The sequence below is a fragment of the Streptomyces sp. NBC_01390 genome (assembly GCF_045040105.1).
GTDB lineage: Bacteria > Actinomycetota > Actinomycetes > Streptomycetales > Streptomycetaceae > Streptomyces.
In genome coordinates this window covers 1,503,905-1,525,270 of sequence record NZ_CP109551.1, presented here as the reverse complement: position 1 = coordinate 1,525,270, position 21,366 = coordinate 1,503,905, and the positions used below count along the sequence as shown (strand labels likewise).

At 68.3% G+C, this 21,366-nt stretch carries 16 protein-coding genes; 7 read left to right on the top strand and 9 right to left on the bottom strand.

The features are described 5' to 3' along the window. Positions 1-55 precede the first annotated feature (55 nt). The 3 genes from OG241_RS06575 to OG241_RS06565 form a co-directional block, all read right to left on the bottom strand. Complete coding sequence (locus OG241_RS06575; RefSeq protein ID WP_405814233.1) at positions 56-595, bottom strand: 2'-5' RNA ligase family protein; 540 nt, start codon at positions 593-595, stop codon at positions 56-58. Between the two features lie 222 nt (positions 596-817). Continuing rightward, positions 818-1,507 (bottom strand): haloacid dehalogenase type II, encoded by a 690-nt coding sequence (locus tag OG241_RS06570; RefSeq protein ID WP_405814232.1) that lies wholly within the window; start codon positions 1,505-1,507, stop codon positions 818-820. 227 nt (positions 1,508-1,734) lie between these two features. After that, positions 1,735-3,186: an NB-ARC domain-containing protein gene (locus tag OG241_RS06565; RefSeq protein WP_405814231.1), complete on the bottom strand. Its 1,452-nt coding sequence runs from the start codon at positions 3,184-3,186 to the stop codon at positions 1,735-1,737. Positions 3,187-3,488: 302 nt separating this feature from the next. Between OG241_RS06565 and OG241_RS06560 the strand changes: the two genes are divergently transcribed. From OG241_RS06560 to mctP, 5 genes are all read left to right on the top strand, one after another. Beyond that, positions 3,489-3,899, top strand: a complete 411-nt coding sequence (locus OG241_RS06560) for an OsmC family protein (RefSeq protein ID WP_405814230.1) — start codon at positions 3,489-3,491, stop codon at positions 3,897-3,899. A gap of 27 nt (positions 3,900-3,926) precedes the next feature. Next, positions 3,927-5,996 (top strand): FAD/NAD(P)-binding protein, encoded by a 2,070-nt coding sequence (locus tag OG241_RS06555; RefSeq protein ID WP_405814229.1) that lies wholly within the window; start codon positions 3,927-3,929, stop codon positions 5,994-5,996. Continuing rightward, positions 5,996-7,663, top strand: a complete 1,668-nt coding sequence (locus tag OG241_RS06550) for a histidine phosphatase family protein (RefSeq protein WP_405814227.1) — start codon at positions 5,996-5,998, stop codon at positions 7,661-7,663. Before OG241_RS06555 ends, OG241_RS06550 begins: the two co-directional genes overlap by 1 nt. 17 nt (positions 7,664-7,680) lie before the next feature. Next, complete coding sequence (locus tag OG241_RS06545; protein ID WP_405814226.1) at positions 7,681-9,030, top strand: cation:proton antiporter; 1,350 nt, start codon at positions 7,681-7,683, stop codon at positions 9,028-9,030. Positions 9,031-9,118: 88 nt separating this feature from the next. Then, positions 9,119-10,756, top strand: coding sequence for a monocarboxylate uptake permease MctP (mctP, locus tag OG241_RS06540; RefSeq protein WP_405814225.1), 1,638 nt, complete (start codon positions 9,119-9,121; stop codon positions 10,754-10,756). A gap of 75 nt (positions 10,757-10,831) precedes the next feature. On the opposite strand, the gene OG241_RS06535 is transcribed toward mctP, so the two are convergent. Beyond that, entirely contained in the window at positions 10,832-11,431 is a 600-nt protein-coding gene (locus tag OG241_RS06535; protein ID WP_405814223.1) for a TetR/AcrR family transcriptional regulator, read from the bottom strand. Between the two features lie 165 nt (positions 11,432-11,596). Here OG241_RS06535 and OG241_RS06530 point away from each other — a divergent pair, with 165 nt between their 5' ends. Together OG241_RS06530 and OG241_RS06525 are read left to right on the top strand one after the other, a co-directional pair. Beyond that, positions 11,597-11,743 (top strand): hypothetical protein, encoded by a 147-nt coding sequence (locus OG241_RS06530; protein WP_405814221.1) that lies wholly within the window; start codon positions 11,597-11,599, stop codon positions 11,741-11,743. A 143-nt stretch (positions 11,744-11,886) separates the two neighbouring features. Then, positions 11,887-12,537: a peroxiredoxin-like family protein gene (locus OG241_RS06525; RefSeq protein ID WP_405814220.1), complete on the top strand. Its 651-nt coding sequence runs from the start codon at positions 11,887-11,889 to the stop codon at positions 12,535-12,537. 4 nt (positions 12,538-12,541) lie between these two features. On the opposite strand, the gene OG241_RS06520 is transcribed toward OG241_RS06525, so the two are convergent. The 5 genes from OG241_RS06520 to OG241_RS06500 all read right to left on the bottom strand — a co-directional run bounded on the left by OG241_RS06520 (position 12,542) and on the right by OG241_RS06500 (position 20,924). Then, a complete protein-coding gene (locus OG241_RS06520) occupies positions 12,542-13,114 on the bottom strand; it encodes a DM13 domain-containing protein (RefSeq protein WP_405814219.1) in 573 nt (190 codons plus the stop codon). Between the two features lie 133 nt (positions 13,115-13,247). Further along, positions 13,248-13,466: a LysR family transcriptional regulator gene (locus OG241_RS06515; RefSeq protein WP_405814218.1), complete on the bottom strand. Its 219-nt coding sequence runs from the start codon at positions 13,464-13,466 to the stop codon at positions 13,248-13,250. 155 nt (positions 13,467-13,621) lie between these two features. Further along, a complete protein-coding gene (locus OG241_RS06510) occupies positions 13,622-16,744 on the bottom strand; it encodes a TniQ family protein (protein WP_405814217.1) in 3,123 nt (1,040 codons plus the stop codon). Further along, positions 16,741-17,868, bottom strand: coding sequence for a TniB family NTP-binding protein (locus tag OG241_RS06505; protein ID WP_405814216.1), 1,128 nt, complete (start codon positions 17,866-17,868; stop codon positions 16,741-16,743). Before OG241_RS06505 ends, OG241_RS06510 begins: the two co-directional genes overlap by 4 nt. Next, positions 17,865-20,924: a TnsA-like heteromeric transposase endonuclease subunit gene (locus OG241_RS06500; RefSeq protein WP_405814215.1), complete on the bottom strand. Its 3,060-nt coding sequence runs from the start codon at positions 20,922-20,924 to the stop codon at positions 17,865-17,867. The genes OG241_RS06505 and OG241_RS06500 overlap by 4 nt, the downstream gene beginning before the upstream one ends. Positions 20,925-21,366 lie beyond the last annotated feature (442 nt).

The following is a 21,366-nucleotide window of genomic DNA, read 5'->3' as shown; positions in this document are numbered from 1 at the left end:
ATCGTGACGTGCTCGACGAAGAGCTGGACGTGTCTCTCGCCGACCGTTCCGGTGCTCACCGGACGCCACCCAGTGGGATCTCCGCCAGAGTCTGCCAGGTGATGGTCTTCTCAGTGTCGTTGGCGACGACGTCGACCAGGGTGATGCACTCGATGTGGAGGGGGGCGTGGCTGGGGCGGACACGTCGGACGCGTCGGTGGATCTGGTGGAAGTGATCCAGGCTGACCTCGGCGGTGGCGTACGACTCGGTCAGGTGGAGCACGCCGGTGTCGTAGGCGGTGGCCTCGGGTCCGAGCGCGATCTCGAAGGCGCTTGTGGCGGCGGCCCGGAGTTCATTCAGCGGCTCGTCCGGACCGAGATCGAAAATTAGGCCCGAGGCGTACGGGAGAGGGCTGCCGACCGTGATGGTGAAGGGAGCGAGGGTCTTCATCTGCTCGGTCAGCGCGGCGACAATGGCCTGCCGTTCGTCCTCCGGGATTTCGGAAGCGGGCTTCTGGCTCAGTTGGTAGAGCGTGATGTGAAACCACTCGTCGCTGACGTGGGCGAGTGGGTCGTCCTTGGTCGCGGCACGGACGTCACGGATGTAGGCCCGCATTTGGAATGTCCCATTCCGTTGTGGTGACCTGCGCTTTCCCGACTGTCTCATTTGAGGGACACGGCAGTTCTGTCTCACGATCTTGTCCCAGGTGATGGTCTTGGCCTCGCTGTCAGCGGTGACGCCGACGAGGTGTGCGCTGCCGACGTACAGATACGCCGATGGGTTCGCGGAACCTCGGTGTGGTCGGTCGAGCAGCAGTTCCTCAATCAGACGCGGACATCATGATCGGGCAGCGGCCAGCATGTTGGCGAGCTCTCGCAGGTCCTGTGCGCGGTGGGTGGGCACGGACATCGTCTGCGGGTAGACGGAGGCTCCGCGCTGCAGCCAGGCGCCGCCCAGCCCGGCCCGCCGCGCTCCGGCGATGTCCCAGGGATGTACGGCGACGAGCAGGGTCTGGTCTGGCCGGACTCCGGCCTGCTCGACGGCGTACTGGTAGGCGGCGGGTGCGGGCTTCCAACAGCGCGGACCGCGCACGTCCAACAGGGTCTCGAAGCGGTCCAGCAGTCCCGCCTTGGCCAGCAGCCGTTCGGTCAGGGCGGCGCTGCCGTTGGTCATGGCCACCAGTCGATACCCGGCGTCGCCCAACTTCCTCACGCCGTCCGGCACATCGGGGTGCACGTCCAGGTGAGCGAAGCCGTCCAGGACGTGCTGGGCTGCGGCTTCCGCGTCCCCCGTCCAGCCCTCCAGCCCGGACAGCACCGCCCACACGCCGTCGCGGGCGACGGACGCGAAGTCCGCGTACGCCCCGGCCGCCGTCAGCGCGAATCCGTCCCGCAGCACTCCGGCGAACCATGTCGGCATCAGATGCCCGGGGGCTCCGACGTCCTCGAAGCGGACGCGCAGCGGGGTGAGGTCACTGAGCGTCTCGTTGACGTCGAAGATGAGGACCTGGTGACCGTCGGCGGGCATTGATCTCCTCCGCTCCACTCTGCTCACACGCACTGCGTCAGGCTTAAGAACGGTGCGGTGAAGATGTCCAGCCGGGCAGACGTCCTCTCCGCCAGGGCGACCGACCCTGCCGATGTTCTCGGGGCTCTTGCAGGCCGGTGAACGACCTCATCCGCTCCATCCGTACACGCTGGCCCTGGCAGTCCAGCCAGGGAACTTCCCCGGCCCACGGCCGTATTCGACGCGCTCTAGGCTGCGAGCACGCGCCGCCCTCCAAGCGCCCGCGGGAGCGATAGCTCTCCGCTTGCTTCCGCGTGCTCCAAGGGAGTGGACGGCCGGAGCGCGCGGGCGGTCCCAGACTCGTCGCGCACGGCGGTTTCCCGGCCGTGCGCGAGCATGCGCCCCAGGGCCTGCCGGATGCGGGTCGCCGGCTCGTCGATGCAGATACGTTCCTCCGCGTAGGCGTGGGTCAGATTGTGCAGTCGGAGGCGGCCTGGTGCCGTGCGCCGGATCAGGTGCGTTGCCGCAAGGGTGTCGAGGTGGTGCTCGGCGGCGGAGACCGGTTCATCCATGAGTGCGGCAGCCGTGGCGGCGTCCACATCCTGGGGTGGATGGAGCGCCAGGAGGCGCAGCAGCCGCCGCGCGCCCATGGGCAGTCGCGCGTCGGAGGCGGCGAACGCGGCCCGTACGCCGTCCTCTAGGACCAGGGTGCTCAGGGACTCCTGATAGTAGTCACCCAGCGCCCACGCGGGATGGTCCCGCATGTGGCGGCCGATGATGGACAGTGCCAGCGGGAGGTGCTCCAGGATGTGGGCGATCCGCCGGACGGCCTGGCGATCCGGGTCGACGCGTTCGGCTCCCGCCGTTTCCCGCAGCAGTTCCAGGGAGTCGTCCGGGTCGAGCACTGGTACCGGCAGGCGGGCTGTGGCGTCCAGGCCGGTCAGGGCCTGACGGCTGGTGATCAGAGTGCGGCAGTCACGGGCCCCGGGCAGGAGCGTACGTAGCTGTTCCGCATCCGCCGCGTCGTCCAGGACGACCAGCGCGCCCGTGCCCGCCAGCAGCTGACGGTAGAGGACGGCCCGGCCGTCGAGGCCGTACGGAATACGGTCCCCGGTGACACCGAGCAGGCGCAGAAAGGTCTCCAGTAACGCTGCTGGGTCGGCGGGCGGGCCCTCGGGCGCGAACCCTCGCAGGTTCGCGAAGAGCACCGGCACGTCGGCCCCTTCCTCGGCGAGCAGTTGGTGCGCGACGTGCAAGGCAAGTGACGTCTTGCCCACTCCCGCCATGCCCTCCAGCGCCACCGTCGGCGCTTCCTCACCGGTACTCAGCAGGGCTTGTGTCTTGGCCGCCAAGCCGGACCTGCCGGCGAACGAGGGCAGCGCGGCGGGAAGCCTGTCGTACGCGCTGACTCGCGTGGCGGCCTCGGCCTCGCCGAGCACCGTGCGCAGCGACTGTCGCCAGGCCGAGACGACCGCTTCATCGCCGCCGACGAGGGCGTGCACCACGGCCAGCAGCAGGTCGGAGTTCGGGCGGCGGCGGCCCACCTGGAAGCAGTTGCCCACCGTAGAGCGGGCCGGCCACTCGCTGCGCGGCCGTCTGGCCCGCTGCCAGTCCTGGTGGACGCGCCGCGTGATCTCGGTGATCGACGGGTTGCCCGCCCATGCCTTCAACAACCTCAGTTCCGCGATGAATTCATGCATTGTGCGGGCTTTTCCCGGATCCAGCACCTGCGGCACGAACATCCTCCCCCATGGGACACCTGGGCCACGAACAACTCGGAACGACTGTTTCAAGTTAGACGAAGTGGGGCCGTAACTGTCAAGCGGTTTCTGTCTGTTGAGATCCAGCCACGGAGCGCATCCAGGATCATCCACGATCTGTCCGGAAGCCCTTATTCCGTCCTGATGCTGAAGGCCGTCTCGACCACTGGCACCCCGGGAATCCCGGGAATCCCGGCCTAGCCCTATGTGCCCCGTTCCAGGACAGGAGTCCGTGTACAGCCATGTCTGGCATTGGTGTGTCCCTTCGGCCCGTCGGCGGCAGCGTCGTCGTGGGCCAGGCCCGCGACCACACGGTCACCATCGACCGCCCCAAGGAGAAGGAGGGGACTGACGCCGGTCCCATGGGCGGGGAGCTGCTCCTTCTCGCCCTCGGCGGCTGCTACGTGAGTTCCTTCCTGGCGGCCCTGGGGGCCGAGGATCCGGAGGCCGATGCCTCCGAGGTCCGCTTCCGGGTCGACGGAACGCTCGTGAGCGCGCCGACCCGCTTCTCCGAGATCACCGTGACGGTGTCCGTGCCCGCCGCGCTTCGGGACCTGATCGCCAAGCCCCTGCTCAAGGCCGAGCGGGGCTGCATCGTCCACAACTCGATCCGCGACGCCCTGACGGTCCACTTCACCCACGAGTGGCTCTGACTCTTCCGCCCCGAAGGAGACAAGACCGTGGAAACGCAGCACAGCACGATGCAGGTCGGCCGCGTCCAGGACAGCGGCATGCAGGACCACGCGATGCAGAGCAAAGAGATGCACGACGCCGCCATGCAGCACGGCTCCATGGACAGCGCGGCTGCCGTCACGAAGCGCGTCACCATCGTCGGCGCCGGCTTCTCCGGCACGCTCACCGCCATCCGGCTGCTCCACTTCGCCGATTCGCCCGTGGAGATATGCCTCATAGAGCGTGAGGAGGGTTACCGGTACGGTGGTCTGGCTTTCGGCCAGGCGTCCACCATCTGGGAGCACATGCTCAACATCCAGGCCGGCCGCATCACCCTGCGCCGTGAACGCCCCGAGGACTTCCTGGAGTGGGCCAACGAGCAGGCGGACCGTTCCGCCTGGCCGCAGAAGTGGCAGTACCACGCCTTCGGCGTCGCCTGCGTCGTACCGCGCCGGATCTTCAGCCAGTACCTGGCCGAGCGACTGCGGGACGCCGTCGCCGATGCCGATCCCGGTGTCACCCTGCGCGAGGTGAGCGGCGAGACGATCGACGTGCGCGCCGAAGGTGCCGGCTATGCGGTGAAGTACGCCGACGCCAGTCCGCAGGGCGGTGTGCACCACCTGCATTGCGACCAGGTGATTCTGGCGACCGGTCACCTCTCACCGGTGCAGGCGCCCTTCTACCACCGCATCAAGGACTCCGACCGCTTCCTCGCCGACCCGTACGCCCCCGGCGCCCAGGACCGGTTCCGAGCCGTCGGCCCCGACGAGACGGTCCTCGTCACGGGATCCGCGCTCTCCTCCTTCGACGCCGTGGTCTCCCTCATTCACGCGGGTCACCAGGGGCAGATCCTGATCTGCTCGCGGGGCGGCCACATGCACGGCACCTACCCCGTCGACCACGAGCACGACATCTGGCAGGCCCGCCGCCCGCCCTTCCTCGACGCCGAGAAGCTCACCGCGGAGGTGGTCGTCGAAGGGATCGCGGCGGAGTACGCCCACCTGCGCGACCAGCACGGCGTGGAGCAGGGCAGCGCGCTCGACGCTGTCTTCCCCGAGCGCGTCATGAAGGCGTGGGAGCCGTACGTCATCGAGCTGATCTCCCGCATGGACCCGCGCGACGTCCGGATGCTGCTCGACAGGTACAAGAGCCTGGTCGTCACCAACCGCACCAGTACGGTGAGGGAGATCGGCGGCGTCGTCCGCAGCCGGATGCAGGGTTTCAACGGCGCCCCGAAAACCGTCAGCGCCCTGTCCGCCGGCATCCAGGACATGCGCCTCGTCGAGGACGGCACGAAGATCCGGGTGGTGTTCGAGGACCAGCCGGACATGCTCGTCGACCGGGTCGTCAACTGCCTGGGCAACAACACCGATTACGAGCGCCCCGACCACCCCCTGTGGAACGGCCTCGTCAACGGTCACAAGTACGCGCAGCCGCAGACGAGGACCCACCGCGGCATCGAGGTCGGCGCGCACGGGCAGCTCGTCGCCGCCAACGGCGAGATTGCGCGGAGCCTCTTCTGCGTCGGCCCGATGCGCCAGGGCGACGAGACCACCCGCCGCGGCCGGCTCGGCGCGTTCGTGTTCAGCATCGGCACCCTGCGCAACCAGTGCTTCGACACGGCGACGGAGGTGCTGCGCCGCCTCAGGTCCGCGAGCGACGAGGAGCAGATGGACATTCCCGACGGGATCCACCACTGCCTCGTGCGCAGCTGCGACTGGATCGTCGGCGACCTCGCTCTCCCGGCCAAAGAGCGGGACGTGACCCGGCTGCGGGAGCGGCTGCTCGGCTACGCCCGCCAAAGTGCCTACCCCAACGCCGTCGACTACCTGCAGGCCCAGGACCGCACCGAGCGCCGCAAGTACCGCGGCATCCTCAACGACGACCTGGCGGACTTCGGCGCCGCGGTGGCCCGCGAGTTCGGCCTCACCGCGCAGCAGGCGCAGCGGACCGTCTCGATGCTGACGACGCTGGTGGAGAAGCACGCGGTGCACAACCTGTGCGACATCACCAAGCTGGCGGGCTGGGACGCTCAGTACGGCGACCAGGTCAAGCACGCGCCGAAGAAGGACGCGTGATGGCACCTCACGAGGACGGCGAGCCGCTGAGCCGCCTGTTCATGGTCCGGCACGGCGAGTCCACCTGTAATTCCGTGCACCGCATCGCCGGGCAGCGCGACGCCCCGCTGACGATCCTGGGCCGGATCCAGGCCGAGAAGGTCGCCAAGGGGCACCGGGACCAGCAGTTCGACCGCGTCTATGTCTCCCCGCTGACCCGCGCGCACGAGACCGCCGGCATCATCTTCGACCTCGACGAGCGGGGCGAGGACGCCCCAGAGGTGGTGGTCGACGAGCGCCTCATGGAGCGCGACTTCGGCAGCTACACGCTGGAGAGCAAGTCCATCCTCCAGCGCCGGCACGGCATCGCCGAGTACGAGCGGGCCATGAACGCCGACAGCCCGACCATGCACGGCGGCGAGACGTTCGCACAGTTCAAGGACCGCGTGCACGCCTTCTACGAACAGGAGTTGCTTCCCGCACTCCGTCGCGGCGAAGTGGTCTGCGTGGTCTCGCATAAGTACGTCGTCGAGCTGATCTGCCGCTTCATCCTGGACCGCCCGGCCGACGAGTCCTACGACCTGCGCCTGCCCAACTCCCAGATGCTGCAGGGCGATCGGATCCACAGCTACGTGAAGAACGAGAACAAGACCCTGAACATGGTCTACGACTGGGTCGTCGTCAACCATCCCGTGGTCTTCTGCGCGGGCCTCGCCGCGGGCCTTCTCGCGAACCTTGCCGGGCTGCGGGTGTCCGCCTCGCCATACCTGCTGCTCCTGCTCCTGGTGCTGGCCAGCGTCATCACCATGTGCCGCATCGAACTGGAGAACGCGCGCAGTTTCGTGACCGACCGCGGCACACTCCGCTCCGTCGCACTCCGCTACCTCGCCCTTCCGGTCGCCTTCGCGGCCCTGCTGCGCTGGTGGGACGTAGGCAGTACAAGTACCGCGGCGATCGCCGCGGTCTTCCTCGCGACACCGAGCTCCGTGGTGGCGATGACCGTCAGCCGGTGCCTCGGCGGGATGATCATGCCGACGTTCGCGCAGGTCCTGCTCTCCTCGCTGGCCGCGACCGTCTCGTTCTCGACCGTCCTTGCCCTGACCCTGCACGAGGACGTCGCACCGGCCGTCGCCATCAGCGCCGCCACCTCGACCGGCGTTGTCACGGCGGTGTACCTCCTGGTCAGGCGGCTGCGGGAGCGCTCCCCGATACGCACCGCCAAGTACGGCGAGCGCAACGGATACGTGGCGGTACTGCTGCTCACCGCGTTCATCGTGCTGGTCTGCCTCAAGCTCGACCTGGACGGCTTCACCACGTACGCCCCGACCGCCGCGGGCATCGCCGTCGGCCTGCGGCTCGTCGCCGCGCTCCTCAAGCGCCGACGCCATGTTCAGACGCTCGACGACTACACCGCCATGACCTACCCGAACGTCTTCGTGGTGGTCATCATCGCGGCGCTCACCGGCAATGCGCCGCTGGAACAGGTGGCGATCTGGACCCTGCTGCCGATGTTCGTCCTGTCGTTCTTCGACAGCTGGTACTCAAGGTTCCTCGTCGTCGCACCCGACGACGCGCGCTGGCCCACCGTGCTCGGACTCCCCGCGCACCGTCCCGTACGCGACCGCCCGGCCACCGAGGGACCAGCCGCCGAAGGCCCGGCCCACCCCTCCGTCCCCGCACATTCCTGATGACCACGGGAGCTGTTGTGCACCACACGACCTTTCTGGCCGCCACCACGGACAAGAACCTCGAACTGGTCCTGCGGGTCCTGCCCGCGATCGTGGTCATCCTGGCCGCCTCGGCCCTCTGCGGACGGCTCGCCCTGCTGGTGAAGCAGCCACGGGTGCTCGGCGAGATGGTCGCTGGCGTCCTGCTCGGCCCCACTCTGTTCGGCGCCCTCTTCCCCGCAGCGCAGAAGGCGGTCTTCACCCCCGAGGTGAAGCCCATCCTCTACGTGTTGAGCACCATCGGCCTGACCCTCTTCATGTTCCTGGTCGGCGCCGGCCTCGAACACGGCGGCGGCAACGGCAAGAAGGACACCAAGAACGCCGCCGTCCTGGCCGTCTCGGGCATCGTCCCGTCCCTGCTGCTCGGCGCCGGAGCCGCCTACCTCCTCTACGACCGGCTCTCCCGCCCCGACGTCACCCCCTTCGAGTTCGCGCTCTTCATCGGCGGCGCCCTGTCGATCACGGCCTTCCCGATGCTCGCCCGCATCCTCTACGAGCGGGGGCTGCAGAACTCGCCGCTCGGCCGCATGACCCTGCTCGGCGCCTCCATCGACGACGCCGCCGCGTGGTGCTTCCTGGCCGTACTGTCGGCGATGCACACCGGAGCCGGCGCCCTGCATGTCCTGCGCACCATCGGGCTCACGGCGCTGTTCGCCCTCGTCATGCTCACCGTCGTGGCCCGCCTGCTGCGGCCGCTCGGCACACGGGTCGAGCGCACGGGCCACTTCGGCTTCGACCAGATGTACCTCGTCGTCGGCCTCGTCCTGCTCTCCGGGCTGTTCACCGACTACGTCGGCATCTACTCGGTCTTCGGCGGCTTCATCGCCGGGCTCGCGATGCCGCGCAACCCCGCCTTCCGTGAGGCGCTGCACAGCCGCATGATGGACCTCGTCTGCGTCCTTCTCCTGCCGATCTTCTTCGCCTTCTCCGGGCTCAACACGGAACTCGGCGGAATCGCCGGCTGGGCCATGATCGGACCGTTCCTGCTGATCCTGGCGGCAGGCTTCATCGGCAAGTACGTCGGCTGCGCGACCGCCATGCACACGGTCGGCTTCTCCTGGCGCGAGTCCTGGGCGGTCGGCGGCCTGATGAACGCCCGCGGCCTGATGATCCTCATCTTCATCAACGTCGGCCTCGCCCAGGGAATGATCACCAAGGACGTCTTCTCCATGCTGGTCCTGGTCGCGGTGATCACCACCGCCGGGGCCATGCCGCTGTACCGCTGGGCGCTGCCCAAGCGGTTCGAACAGCAGATGTCCCCGCCGGCACCGGAGCCCGAGGCCGCCTCCGGAACGGCCTCGCCCGAGGCAGAACCCGTTCACGCCTGACCCACCGGCCGGCCGGACGCTTCCGCGTCCGGCCGGCCCTCACGTGATTCCTCCGCCAGATGTCCTTCGTCCCTGCACGGGAGCAGCCATGCCCAACGGCGTGAACCGCGTCGCACTCGCCGTCTTCGTCCTCTTCTTCCTGGCAGTCACGGTCATCGGCTTCCTGGCGGCGCGCTGGCGCAAGGCCGACAACGACAGCCTCGACGAATGGGGCCTGGGCGGCCGGTCCTTCGGCACCTGGATCACCTGGTTCCTGCTCGGCGGCGACGTCTACACGGCGTACACGTTCGTGGCGGTCCCGGCGGCGATCTACGCGGCGGGCGCGGCCGGCTTCTTCGCCGTGCCCTACACGATCCTGGTCTACCCGCTGATCTTCACCTTCCTGCCCCGGTTGTGGTCCGTGTGCCACCGGCACGGGTACGTCACCACGGCGGACTTCGTCCGAGGGCGCTTCGGCTCCAAGGGTCTGTCGCTGGCCGTGGCTTTCACCGGCATCCTCGCGACGATGCCCTACATCGCGCTCCAACTGGTCGGTATCCAGGCGGTGCTGGACGTGATGGGTGTCGGCGGTGGCGAGGACACCAATTGGTTCGTCAAGGACCTGCCGCTGCTCATCGCGTTCGGCGTGCTGGCCGCGTACACCTACTCGTCGGGCCTGCGGGCGCCCGCGATGATCGCGTTCGTGAAGGACGCGCTGATCTACATCGTCATCGTGGTCGCGATCATCTACATCCCGATCAAGCTGGGCGGGTTCGACGACATCTTCGCCAGGGCAAGCGAGGCGTTCAGCCAGACCAACCCGACGACGGGCAATCCGCGCGGCGCGCTGGTCAGCGGCCCTGATGCGCAATGGACATACGCGACGCTGGCGCTCGGCTCCGCGATGGCCATGTTCATGTACCCGCACTCGATCACGGCGACGCTGTCGTCCCGCAGCCGTGAGGTGATTCGGCGCAGTACGACGGTGATGCCCCTCTACACCCTGATGCTCGGCCTGCTGGCGCTGCTCGGCTTCATGGCCATCGCAGCCGGAGTCAAGGTCACCAACGGCCAGTTGGCGATCCCGCAGCTCTTCGAGACGATGTTCCCGGACTGGTTCGCGGGGGTCGCCTTCGCGGCGATCGGCATCGGCGCGCTGGTTCCGGCGGCCATCATGTCGATCGCGGCCGCGAACCTCTTCACCCGCAACATCTACAAGGACTTCATCAAGCCCGACGCGACCCCGGCCCAGGAGACCAAGGTCTCCAAGCTGGTCTCACTCCTGGTGAAGGTCGGTGCGCTGGTCTTCGTCCTGACCATGGACAAGACCGTGGCCATCAACTTCCAGCTGCTCGGCGGCATCTGGATCCTGCAGACCTTCCCGGTCCTGGTCGGCGGCCTGTTCACCCGCTGGTTCCACCGCTGGGCCCTGCTCGCCGGCTGGGCGGTCGGCATGCTGTACGGCACCCTCGCCGCGTACGGGGTGGCCTCGCCGACCCAGAAGCACTTCGGCGGCTCGGCCAGGGAGATCCCCGGCATCGGGGAGATCGGCTACATCGGTCTGACGGCGTTCGTGCTGAACGTGGTCGTGACGGTGGTCCTCACCTTCGTCCTGAAGGCGGCCAAGGCTCCGGAGGGCATCGACATCACGTCCCCGGGGGACTACACGACGGACGCGGCACAAGCGGAAGCCAAGGCGGCGCCCGCCCCTCGGCCTGGCACTTCGCCTGCTCCCAACCCCAGTTGAGAGCAGGATCCACACTGAGGTGCCCTGTGGTCCGGCGCCGAACCAGACCACAGGGCACCTCATGCCACCTCGTGTCTATGCGGCCGTTCGGTCGGTGATCGAGTCCAGAGCAGCGGTTACCGTCTTCCGCAGCGTCGTAGCATCGGCGCCGGCGCGGGAGCGCAGGTTCACACCGTAGGCGAGCAACGCCAGCAGGTCGGCGGAAGCGCCCGGATCGGCGCCGGGGGCGAGATGCCCCTGGGCCTCGGCGGTGACGAGTGCCGTGTACATCGCGTCCCGCAGCTCCTGGTGGTGCTGGTCCAGGACGGCGCGTACCTCGGGATCGCTGTTCTCGGCCCCGGCGTGCGCGTTGGAGACCATGCAGCCCCAGCGGGCGTACTCGCCCGAGCAGCGCGCCACGATCAGGCCGGCGAAGAAGTCGGAGATGGCGGGCAGCCCCCGCGCATCCTCTGCCAGACGCTGGAACATCGGCTGAGACCGCTGCTCCAGGTAGCGGCGCAGCGCGGTGAGGTAGAGCTCCTGCTTGCCGCCGAACGTGGCGTACAGGCTGGAGCGGTTGAGCCCGGTCGCGGTCACGACGTCCTGGATCCCGGTCGAGGCTACGCCCTGCCGCCAGAACAGCCGCACCACGGTCTCCAGGGTCGTGTCCGGATCGAAGTGCTTGATGTCCGGCATGTTTCACCCCGCCATCTTGAAATAAGGATTCCAAGATACTCCCCGTTCACCGCGCCGCAAAGGCACCGACGGATACAGAGCGGGGCAGGCCGCCCACCTGCGCAACGGCGTCCAGCTTCGTCCACGATCCGCCGGAGGGCCGCCATGCGCCGCGATCATGCCCTCATGAATCGCATACCAGCCCTTTGGGCGGCGGCCTACGGGTCGCACACGCCCCGCCTCCGCCGCTTCCTCGCCCGCCGCGCGGTCCACCTCGCCGCCTTCATCCGGACCCTCGCCCTGACCGACCACCGCCCGTTCACCAGCCTCTGACCCACCGGCACGTCCGCACAGCTGGCGCGGGGCCACGCATACCCGTATCTTGGAACAATCATTTCAAGATTTGGTGGGTGCCGGGCCAGGTACGAAGTACGTCCGGCCCCGCCCCAGTCACCAGCCAGGAGGAACGAGCCGCCATGACCACCCTCAACGCCGAACTGAGCACCTTCTACGAAGCCCGCCAGCAGCAGATCCCCGCCGAGATTCGGGAGATCATGCACCGGGCCAGTCAGGAACTTGCCGAAGCCGGCCAGGCCGACCGCGCTCTCGCCGTAGGCGCGCAGGCCCCACGCTTCAGCCTCCCCTCCGCGACGGGACAGACCCTGGCCCTGAACGACCTGCTCGCCGACGGACCCGTCGTCCTGACCTTCTACCGCGGCGCCTGGTGCCCGTACTGCAACATCGCCCTGCGCTCCCTCCAGCAGCACCATGACGCCATCACCGCACGCGGCGCCCGTCTGGTGGCCGTCTCCCCGCAGATTCCCGACGAGTCCCTCTCCCTGGCAGAGAAGCACCAGCTCGCCTTCGAAGTGCTCAGCGACATCGGCTCCGACACCGCCAAGCAGTACGGCCTCGCCTTCGACCTGCCCGACGACCTCGCCGCCGTCTACGACAAGCTCGGCTTCGACCTTCAGCGCGTCAACGACGGCCACCCGCGCACCCTCCCGCTGCCCGCCACATACGTCATCGACCAGCAGGGCATGATCCGCTGGGCCTTCGTCGACACCGACTACACCACCCGCGCCGAACCGGCCGACATCCTCGCAGCCCTCGACGCGCTGGGCTGACTCGTCAGGCGCGGGCCAGTTCGGCCGCGCCGAACGAGACGTCGAAGCGGTCGCACCAGATACTTACGCTTGTAAACGCGGCCGGGTCGACATCGGCGGACAGGCGGTAGTTCTGGTCGCCCTTGTTCCCCTTGAGCTTGCCGAGACTGACGTACTTCCCGTCGTCGAAGACGCCCCAGCCGGCCCGGCCCTCCTTCACCGGCGCGTCGGTCAGCCAGACATGCAGGTCCGGGCCGTTGCTGGTGTCGAGATCCTCCAGCCGCAGGACATGCGATCCGTCGGCCAGCCGCAGCAGTCGCACCTCGCCGGATGTGGCGTGCTCGTGACTGATCAAGTCACCGCTTGCCAGCGTCGCCGGATCGCCCGCCGGTGCGGCCGGCGCGGAAGCGGACTTCGAAGGTGCCGCCGAGGGCGTAGGCATATCCGTCGCCGCGGGCAGAGCTTCCCGCACGGTCTCGTCCTGCCACAGCTTCCACGGCTGGAACCAGTACAGCCCCGCGCCGACCATCACGACAGCCATCGTCAGGCATCCCACGACTACCGGCCTGCTCAGCACATTGCGCACGCGCCGCCCCATCCCGCCTCCTCCAATCCCGTCGACATACATTTAACGCAATCGACGGCATCACCGTCCCAGTTGGGAGATGACGAAACCCTTACGACTCCCCAAGCGCGTCGACGGGCAGCGCGGGTCTCATCTGAGCTGCTGCTCACTCGCCCGTTGCTGACCGTGCCTCCCGATCCTCGTCCTTGCGCTCTTGGCCGTCACCGGGGCCGAGTTGGTCGGCGTACGGTCGGGCAGCGGCCAGGACCTTCTCGCCGAGGTCGGTGAGCCGCATAGGGTGCCCGTGCTGGCAGCGGATCAGGAGCTGTCCCTGGAGATCTCGTTCCAGGTGCTGAATCTGCGGAGTCAGCGCGGATGGGGACATGCTGGTGCTGTGGTGTGGACGTTCACGTATTTCCCCGGGGCTGAGTTCACGTAATTCCCCAGCCCCGGGCGCCGATGGCGGCTACTTGACCGACGGCTTGGCGGGCTTGTCGGTGGGGTTCTTGGGGCGCTTGTTCGGACGGTAGCTGGGGCCGTTCATGATGACCTGGTGGCTGGTGTTGATGACCCGGTCGAGGAGGGACTCGGCGACGACGGGGTCTTCGGCTTGTGCCGCGGCCCGTGGAGATCACCGAGTTGGTCGGCGTACGGCTGCGCGGCGGCCACGACCTTCTTGCCCAGGCCCGTGAGCTGCATCGCGTGTTTGACTCCTCCGCGGACCAGGAGCTGGCCGTCCAGGTCGCGTTCCAGCTTGCGGATCTGCAGGGTCACCGAGCCCGGATCGAGGTTCGCGTCGCGGGCGAACGCCGTCAGGGTGGGATAGCGGACTGCTTCCAGGAAGCGGCGCAGACGCCGCTGTCCGCCTTTGGTTCCTGCCCCCGGCCGCAGCAGAGCAGGGAGGCCAGCCAGCCTCGCTGCCGCAGCGGCGGTTGTCCGGGGCCTTCGCCGGTGATTCGTCCGTACGGGAGACCGTGCCGCTTGAGCCATAGCGGCGGGCAGTCCGAGTTGCCTGGCCAGGGGCAGGGCGGCAGCAAGGACCTTGTGTCCGAGGTCGGTGGGTTCCATCGGCCGGTTCTTCGTGGGCCGCACCAGTAGCGGGCCGCCGATCTCCTCCTCCAGACGCAGCAGATGCATGGTGACGCTGTGCGTGGGCAGGCCGCGTGCCGCGCACGCCTCGGACAAGGAGCGGTATCCGGCGACCTGAAGGAACGTATGGAGCCGGCGCAGCTGGTAGTTGTTGCTGAGCACCGGGCGCAAGAGCGCGGGGATCGTCTCGACGTCGAGGTCGGGGCGGCTGAGGTGCCGGTTGTTCTGCCGGGGGATGTTGTGATGCTTGGCCCAGCGCGACACGGTCGCCGCCGTGACGCCCAGCTCTTTGCCGATGTCCTTGAAGGACCGGTTCTGCTCGACATACTGCCCGTGAAGCCAGGCGCGGTCGAGCAGTTCCTTGGGGCCGCGGGTGCCGTCGGCCTGGCGGGGAAGGTTCAGGTGGCGGGGCAGGCCGTACTCGTCGACGAGCCGGGCCACCTGCTTGCGGTCGAGCCCCCGCTGCTCGGCGATCTCCAGGAAGGTCCCGTGCCGGTTGACGTAGAGCTCCTCGAGAACGTCCCGGGGCAGCTGCTTCCGGGCGATCTGCAGGGCGGTGGGAAGCCGCCGGCTCGATGTTCCCTTGCGTGGCTGCCGTGGTTTCGGGCGGCCGGACCGTGGCTTCGGGGCACGTGGACCGGGCGCCGGGTGCTCGGTGAGGACGAAACGCAGAGTGCGCGGATCGGCGCCGAGGTGTCGGGCGATGTGCTGCGGAGCTTGCCCGGCCCGGACCCGGTGGTGCAGGTCAGCGAGATCAAGGCGTTCAGGATCGGCGCGTGGAAGGTCGAGGCCGTCCAGCAGTTCGGCGGGCGGCTCCCAGACCAGCGGCTCCTCGTCGATTCCCCGGCGGGCGAGGAACGCCCTTCCGGTCTGGTCGAGTTCGGCGAGGAGCTCCGGGGTCAGCAGGTAGGGAAAACGATTGCGGGCACTTCTGAAGGACACGGTCTGAGGCGGGAGTTGAGGCATGCGGCTGCCGGGCAGCCCGCTGACCCGCTCGAACAGCAGGCACTTGGCGACGGGATAGCGCCCGCCGTTCCCCGGCGATTGGACGGCCCGCTCGCACGCCCTCACCCACTCGTCCTGGGATAGCAGGTCCGTGTAGTCGAGGCGGCGGCGCCTCGCGTAGTCGATCGGGACGTCGTGGCCGTCGAGGTACTCGGCCAGGCGGATCAGTGCCACCTGGATGTCGCGCCACTGCGGGGCCGCCCGCAGGGCCTGCAACGCTTGCGTGGCGATGGGCTGGTCGATCAGACCGCCCAGCTGCCGGGAGATCACGGGGGCGAGTTCGGCCCGGCTGTCCACCAGCATCAACGCGGCCGACAATGCGGTGCCCAGGTGTTTGCGTACCTGGGCGGGTGGATCAAGACGGGCCTCCCAGCGAGGCCACAGCACTGCCGGGGTCTTGGCCGCCCGGCGGGCCACCGTCTCCGCACTGGCCGACGGGCTGCCGGGCCGGGCGGCGGCCGAGCGGTAACGCAGCTGGTCCACCGAACGAAGCGTTGGCCCGACCGCCGCCACGTGCACGGTCTGCAGCCACGGGCTGGCGTACCGCGCCCAGACGCGGGACACCGTGGGGCTGATGAAGTTGCCGCGTTCCACCGCGGCGTCCAGCAGGAGCCGCATTGGTGGCGCCGCCCGCTCAACGTCGGCCTGCCCCAGGATGCTCCATGCCGCGGTGACGGTCGCGGCCGTGGCACCAGCACTCCCCGGGACCGCACGCCCCACGGCGTCGATGCCGGCTGCCGTGGACGCGTAAGGCAGGAGATCGGCAGGGAGGAGCAGGGCGAGCCGGTCGCCGGACACGACGAACAGCACGCGCCGTCCCAGGCCCTTCACGTCAGCCAGGACATCGAGGGCGGGCTGGGGTGCGTGCCGGTAGACGCCGAACGAGCCGACGCCGGTGGTGACGGTATCGACGAGGTCCTGTTGGGCGCGCAGAGCCGGATGGTCCGCCTCGAAGAGGAGAGTCTTGGTCGAGTGCAGCGGATACCTGCAGCGAGGCCGAGGGCCGCTCTCCGGCCTGGGGCCGGGACGGTCGCACAAGCCCGGGGCGGGGATCTCGGTGTCGGGGTGCCGGCGGTGGCGCTGAGGTCCCGCGCACTGCGGGCAGGCGTCGGCCAGCAGTCGGCGGTGCGTCAGGCAGGCGTAGGACCAGCCGAACCTCCAGGACAGCTGCCACCGGCCGCCGCTCTCGGCGAGGCAGTCGGGGCAATACCGTGAGCCGCTTCCCGCGCTGCGTCGCCAGTTGCGGGTGCGGTGCAGTGCTTGCTTGTCGCGGTCGACGACCAGGGCCCGCTGGTCGTAGTTCTCCAGCGTCATCGCGCGAAGCGTTTCCGGGGCGAGGCCGGTCGTGACGCTCAAGCGGCCGGCTGCGAGCGGAGGCAACAGGACGAGCCAGGGGGCACGAATGGGCAGCTGGTGCCCCGGTGGCCTGTGCTCCTCGATCAGGCCCACCTCGGTCAGCAGTTCCCCCATGGGCGTGCGTAGTCTCCCGGCGAGGGCCTCGAGCCAGGAATCGAGTGCCTCGCCGGGCACCGGGGCGAGCCGCAGCGGCAGCGACCGGACTCCTCTCACGCCGCCTTCTTCGCCGCACGGGAGCGAGGCTTGGTCGTCATCCGCCCGCGGTCGAACTTCTTCGCGAGCGCCTTGCGCGCCCGCTCCGCCGCCGCGTCCAGCTTGACCTGGTCGAGGAGTTCCTCGTCCAGGAGCTCGACGCCGGTGCGGGCAGCACGCTGACATCCACGGTTGATCAGCGTCATCAGTGAGCCGATGTGTCCGGTGGTGCGGATGTAGAGGTAGTCGGACAGCTCGTCGGCGAGCATGCCGGGGAACTTCCGGCACAGCACGATCCGCTTCTCCAGGGCGAGCAGCATGCGGCGCCATTCACGGCGGTGCTTGTCGTTGGTGACGACGAACGGCTCCATGGTCAGCGGCGTGGTGCGGCGCGCGGTCTGGGCGAGGGTGATGTTGCCGTGGGAGTTGGCCTCGGAGTACAGGCCGCGGTTGCCCAGCTCGACACCGATGAAGATGATCGTGACGGGGAACTCGTTCGCGATGTATTTGAAGTGGTTGCTGACCTCGGTCCCGTTGCGGTCATGCCACTTCAGGAAGTGCAGATCGTCGATTACCAAGATGCGCGTCTCACATTGCAAGACGCAGTCCAGGGCGCGCTGAGCGAACAGCGCGGCCGTGCCGGTCGTCCGGCCGGGGTGCGCGTAGTACTCCAGCAGCGACCGGTTGAACTCCTTCATGCCGATGTTGCTGGTCAGGCCGACCCTGCAGACCGGCCACCGCTCGTGTCCGGCGGCGGTGAACGCTCCCTCCCGCTCGATCACCTGACGGTGGTACTTCAGCGCGAAGTCCAGCACCGCGGTGGTCTTGCCGAGCCCAGGGAAGGCGTCCACCGCCACGGCGCCCTTGGCCTTGTCGCCGTCCTGCTGATTGCTCGCGAGGATGTCCCACAAGTCCTCGTGCAACGCCTTGAGTTGAGGCGTGCCGATCGGGCCCAGGTTGGCGTGCCAGACACTGCGGCCCTGCTCGTACTCCAGCAACGCCGCCTCGCCCAGGAGCGCCTTCTGCTTGAGCGTGAGCAGCTCCGGAGGCTGCCGCTTCGGCGCCTCGGCCAGGGCCCGCAGCCCCTCCTTACGCGAGAGCGTGAGGTTGTCCAGCGGCGGGGTCTCGGGACGGGGCGGCATCATGCGTCCTCCAGAGCATCGGCGTAGAAGTCCCCGTCGTCCTCGGGACCGTCGGGTTCGTCGAGGTCGTCGTCTTCGTCGTCATCACCAGGCAGCAGGCCCTCATACGGCTCGGCCTCCGGCTCCTCTGCGTCGTCCTCCTCGACGTCGGCGTTGGTGGCGAGGTTCCGCGCGACGGACGGCAGTATGCGCACGTCGTCCTCGACGGTTCCCGGGAGGTCGAAGGCGGACTCCTCGCGGGCCTGGCGCAGCGCCAACCGGCGCTCGGTCATCGTCAGCCCGAGGCCCAGGTGCCAGCGGTCGAGCAGTTCGGCGACCGCGGTCTCGTCGTCGGGGTACGGGTATTTCTCGCCCGCGATCTTCCGGGCGATCTCGATGGCTCCCTGGCTGATCGGGAACTTCTGCGCCGGGGCGTGCTCCCACTCCAGGGTGTGCCAGCGGCGTGTTTCCGGGCGGCGGAAGTAGATGTGGTTGATGTTGTCGGGGTCGACCTGGACGGGCCACAGCCCGTTGGCTTTCGGCCCGGTGTACGGGCTCGTCTCGCCCCGGTAGCCGTCCAGCCCGTCGCCGTTGTAGCGGCACTTGCGGATCTCGACCCCGTAGTGGTGCAGCGGCTTCCACTCGGTCTTCAGGAACTCGAAGCCGAGCGCCGGATCACGGGGCACCTCGATGTAGCCGGCCCGGGCGATGCCGTGCTCGAACATGGCCGCCGGCGACAGGTTCAGCCCCGGTACATGGGCGTCGACAAGCCCCCTATGCGGCTTGTGGTGATACGTGCAGGCCACCCATTCCCGGATGATCGCTTCCAACTCGTGGAGGAAGAAGAACGCCTGGTCCTCAGGCCGTTCGCCCCGCGAGAACAGGTCCGGGCCCTTGTAGCCGGGCAGCGACTCCAGCAGCCCCTCGCGCACGGTCCTAAAAAATCTTTCAATCGGCCCCTTATCCCGGCCCGTTCGCAGACGGGCCGGCTGAATGGACAGGCCCAGACGCTGGCAGACGGAGGTGATGTGCTCCGAGATGAAGGGCTTGCCGTGGTCGACGACGATCGTCTCCGGCACCAGAGCCGGAGAGGCGACACCGCCCTTCTTGGCTTCCTCCGGCTCCTTCTCATCCGGGTCGAGTGCCTTCCGCTCGACGAACACGGTGCGGGGAATGCCGTGGTCGGGCCACACGGCGTGCGCCGGCCAGTCCTTGCCGGCCGGGCGGGGGCGGAAGGTCTGGAACATCACGGCCGCGACGTCGATGGACGACGTGGACACCGGTGTAACCCTGATCCCGCACACGCACCGGTCGTACCAGTCCATCGCGACCGTCAGTTCGGCCTGGACCCACTTCATCGTGATCGGGTCCATGGCGAAGACGTCCAGGCGCGTGGTGTCCATCAGCAGATACTCGCCCGGCCTTGTGGGCCTTAGCTTCCCGTACGCGCCCGGCGGCCGGGTGGCGATGTCCCGGTTGCGCTTCGTACTCAGCCGGAAGGTCGGCAGCCGCCGCTCCAGTTCCTCGAGCCACCGGTATGCCGTCGCGCGACCGGGCAGCTTCACCTCGCCTTCGCCGTAACGGGCCTCCAGGCGCGGGCCGACGGAGCGGATCACCTTCCCACGGGTCGGCTTTGAGTCCTTCCCGTGCTCGGCCATGATCTCCAGGGCCATCTCCACCCACCGCACGTCGGCCCGGCCCAGCCCGCCCATGTCGCCGCTCCCACGGTCCGGGCCGCCGCGTACGAGCCCGGCTTCCCGGTCGGTGAGGAAGGCTCGCACCCACCGCTTGATGGTGCGTACGCTCACGCCCAACTCGGTGGCCTTCGCCTCGTATCGCTGCAGTTTGGGCACTGTGGTCGCGTACTGCGACCGGGGCTCTCCAGGCTCCGCGAGTTCGTCGCTGCCCGACCGGAAGCCGGTCAGGACCTCGTTGATATGGGCAGCCCGCTCCCGAACCTCGGCAAGTTCCTCTTCGCCGAGCAGAGCGAACAGCACCGAAGCTGTCTCGCGGTCGTCCTCCGATTCCGGCCCCGGTCCGGTCGCGATGACCTGGGCCCGGCCAGAGGCGAGCACCTCGCGCAGCGACAGACGGAACCTGCGGCCCGGCCCGTCACGGACCAGCACCTCGTTGCCGGCCGCCGAGCCGAACATCTCCTCCACCACGACGACTTCGCCGTCGTACTTCAGCCTCGTGCCCACCCCGACACGTACAGCAGCTCCGGTCACATGTCCTCCTCCACGAGACCCCGACCTCGTGATCCGACAGATCTGCTCGTCGTCGAGTGCGGATTCGTCCTCAGGCTCCTCGACGGGGCGGGGCAGGTCGCGCCTGCCAGCGCCAACCACCGTGACCGGGCCCTGGCACAGCATGTGGCCCTCGGACAACGGCTCCGACAGGTCCGTCACGAAGTGCTGGCACCACAACAGCCGCAGCACCGCGGCCCTCACCCGCCAGTCCAGGCGACGGGGGAAGGCACGAAACGCCTCTCCCAACGTCGCCCCGTACAGATCTGCCGCCCGGATCTCCGCGAGCAGGTCCTCGTCGAAGAGCCACTCGCGGCGATAGCCCGCGAGGAACCGCAGGTTCGCCAGTTCAGCTTCGGGCGGCTCGGACCACACCTGGAAATCCCAGCCGCGCGACAGAACGACCTCGCGGGCCCAGCCGAGCGCGAAATTCACCTTGGGGCGGGTGAGCAGGTGCCGCGGTTTGACGTCCACGACCAGCGGAACGTCCTTCTCGCGCATCACCAGGAAGTCGGGTACATGGCGGCGCCGGCGACCGTCGACGGTGGTGGACAGCAAGAACGGCTGGGCGAAGACGGCCGTCACGTCCTGGTCGAAGTCGGCGTAGAGCAGTCGTGTCAGCTCAAGCCGGGACTCGTAGACGACGTGGTCGCGCATGGTGGACGACCAATACAGCCCCGAATAGTGCTTCTGGCCCTCTCTCCAGCGGAACGTACGCCACGGGATCGAGGGCTCGAAGACGTCGATGCCCGTCGTCGACCAGACCAGGTCCTCGTCGATCTTCCCGTCCGTACGACGGAGACTCATCGAGACTTCGCCGACCACACGCGACATGCCCCACCCCCCGAGCAGCAAGAGCGGGGCGCGGAGCTCCCGGTCTCGATCAGCTGCGACATCTCCACGATCAAGCGGGAGGGGGCCGCTGCATAGAACGAGACCGGGAACAGCACTACGACGAGTGAACGATCAGACAGGAGTTCGTCTCATCGCATTGTCCCTTGGGCCGGACGAAGGCCATCGTTAATGAGAAAGGGACACACGAAATGCGAACCTACAACGGATGAGTTCGGCGAGTTCCGGATGGCGGCCGAGATCAATGGTGACGTAGGCGTGCAGAAGGGTTGGCGAGTTCCCTGCTTCCCATAAGTCTTGCCCCTGCTGAAAGGTGAACGGCTTCATGGCGAGGCACCTTCCTTTCTGCATAGTGAGGTTGGATGGCCGGAAGGGAAGTATTCCTGTTGGACTTGCCACACAATTGATCGCCGGTGACGCGGCC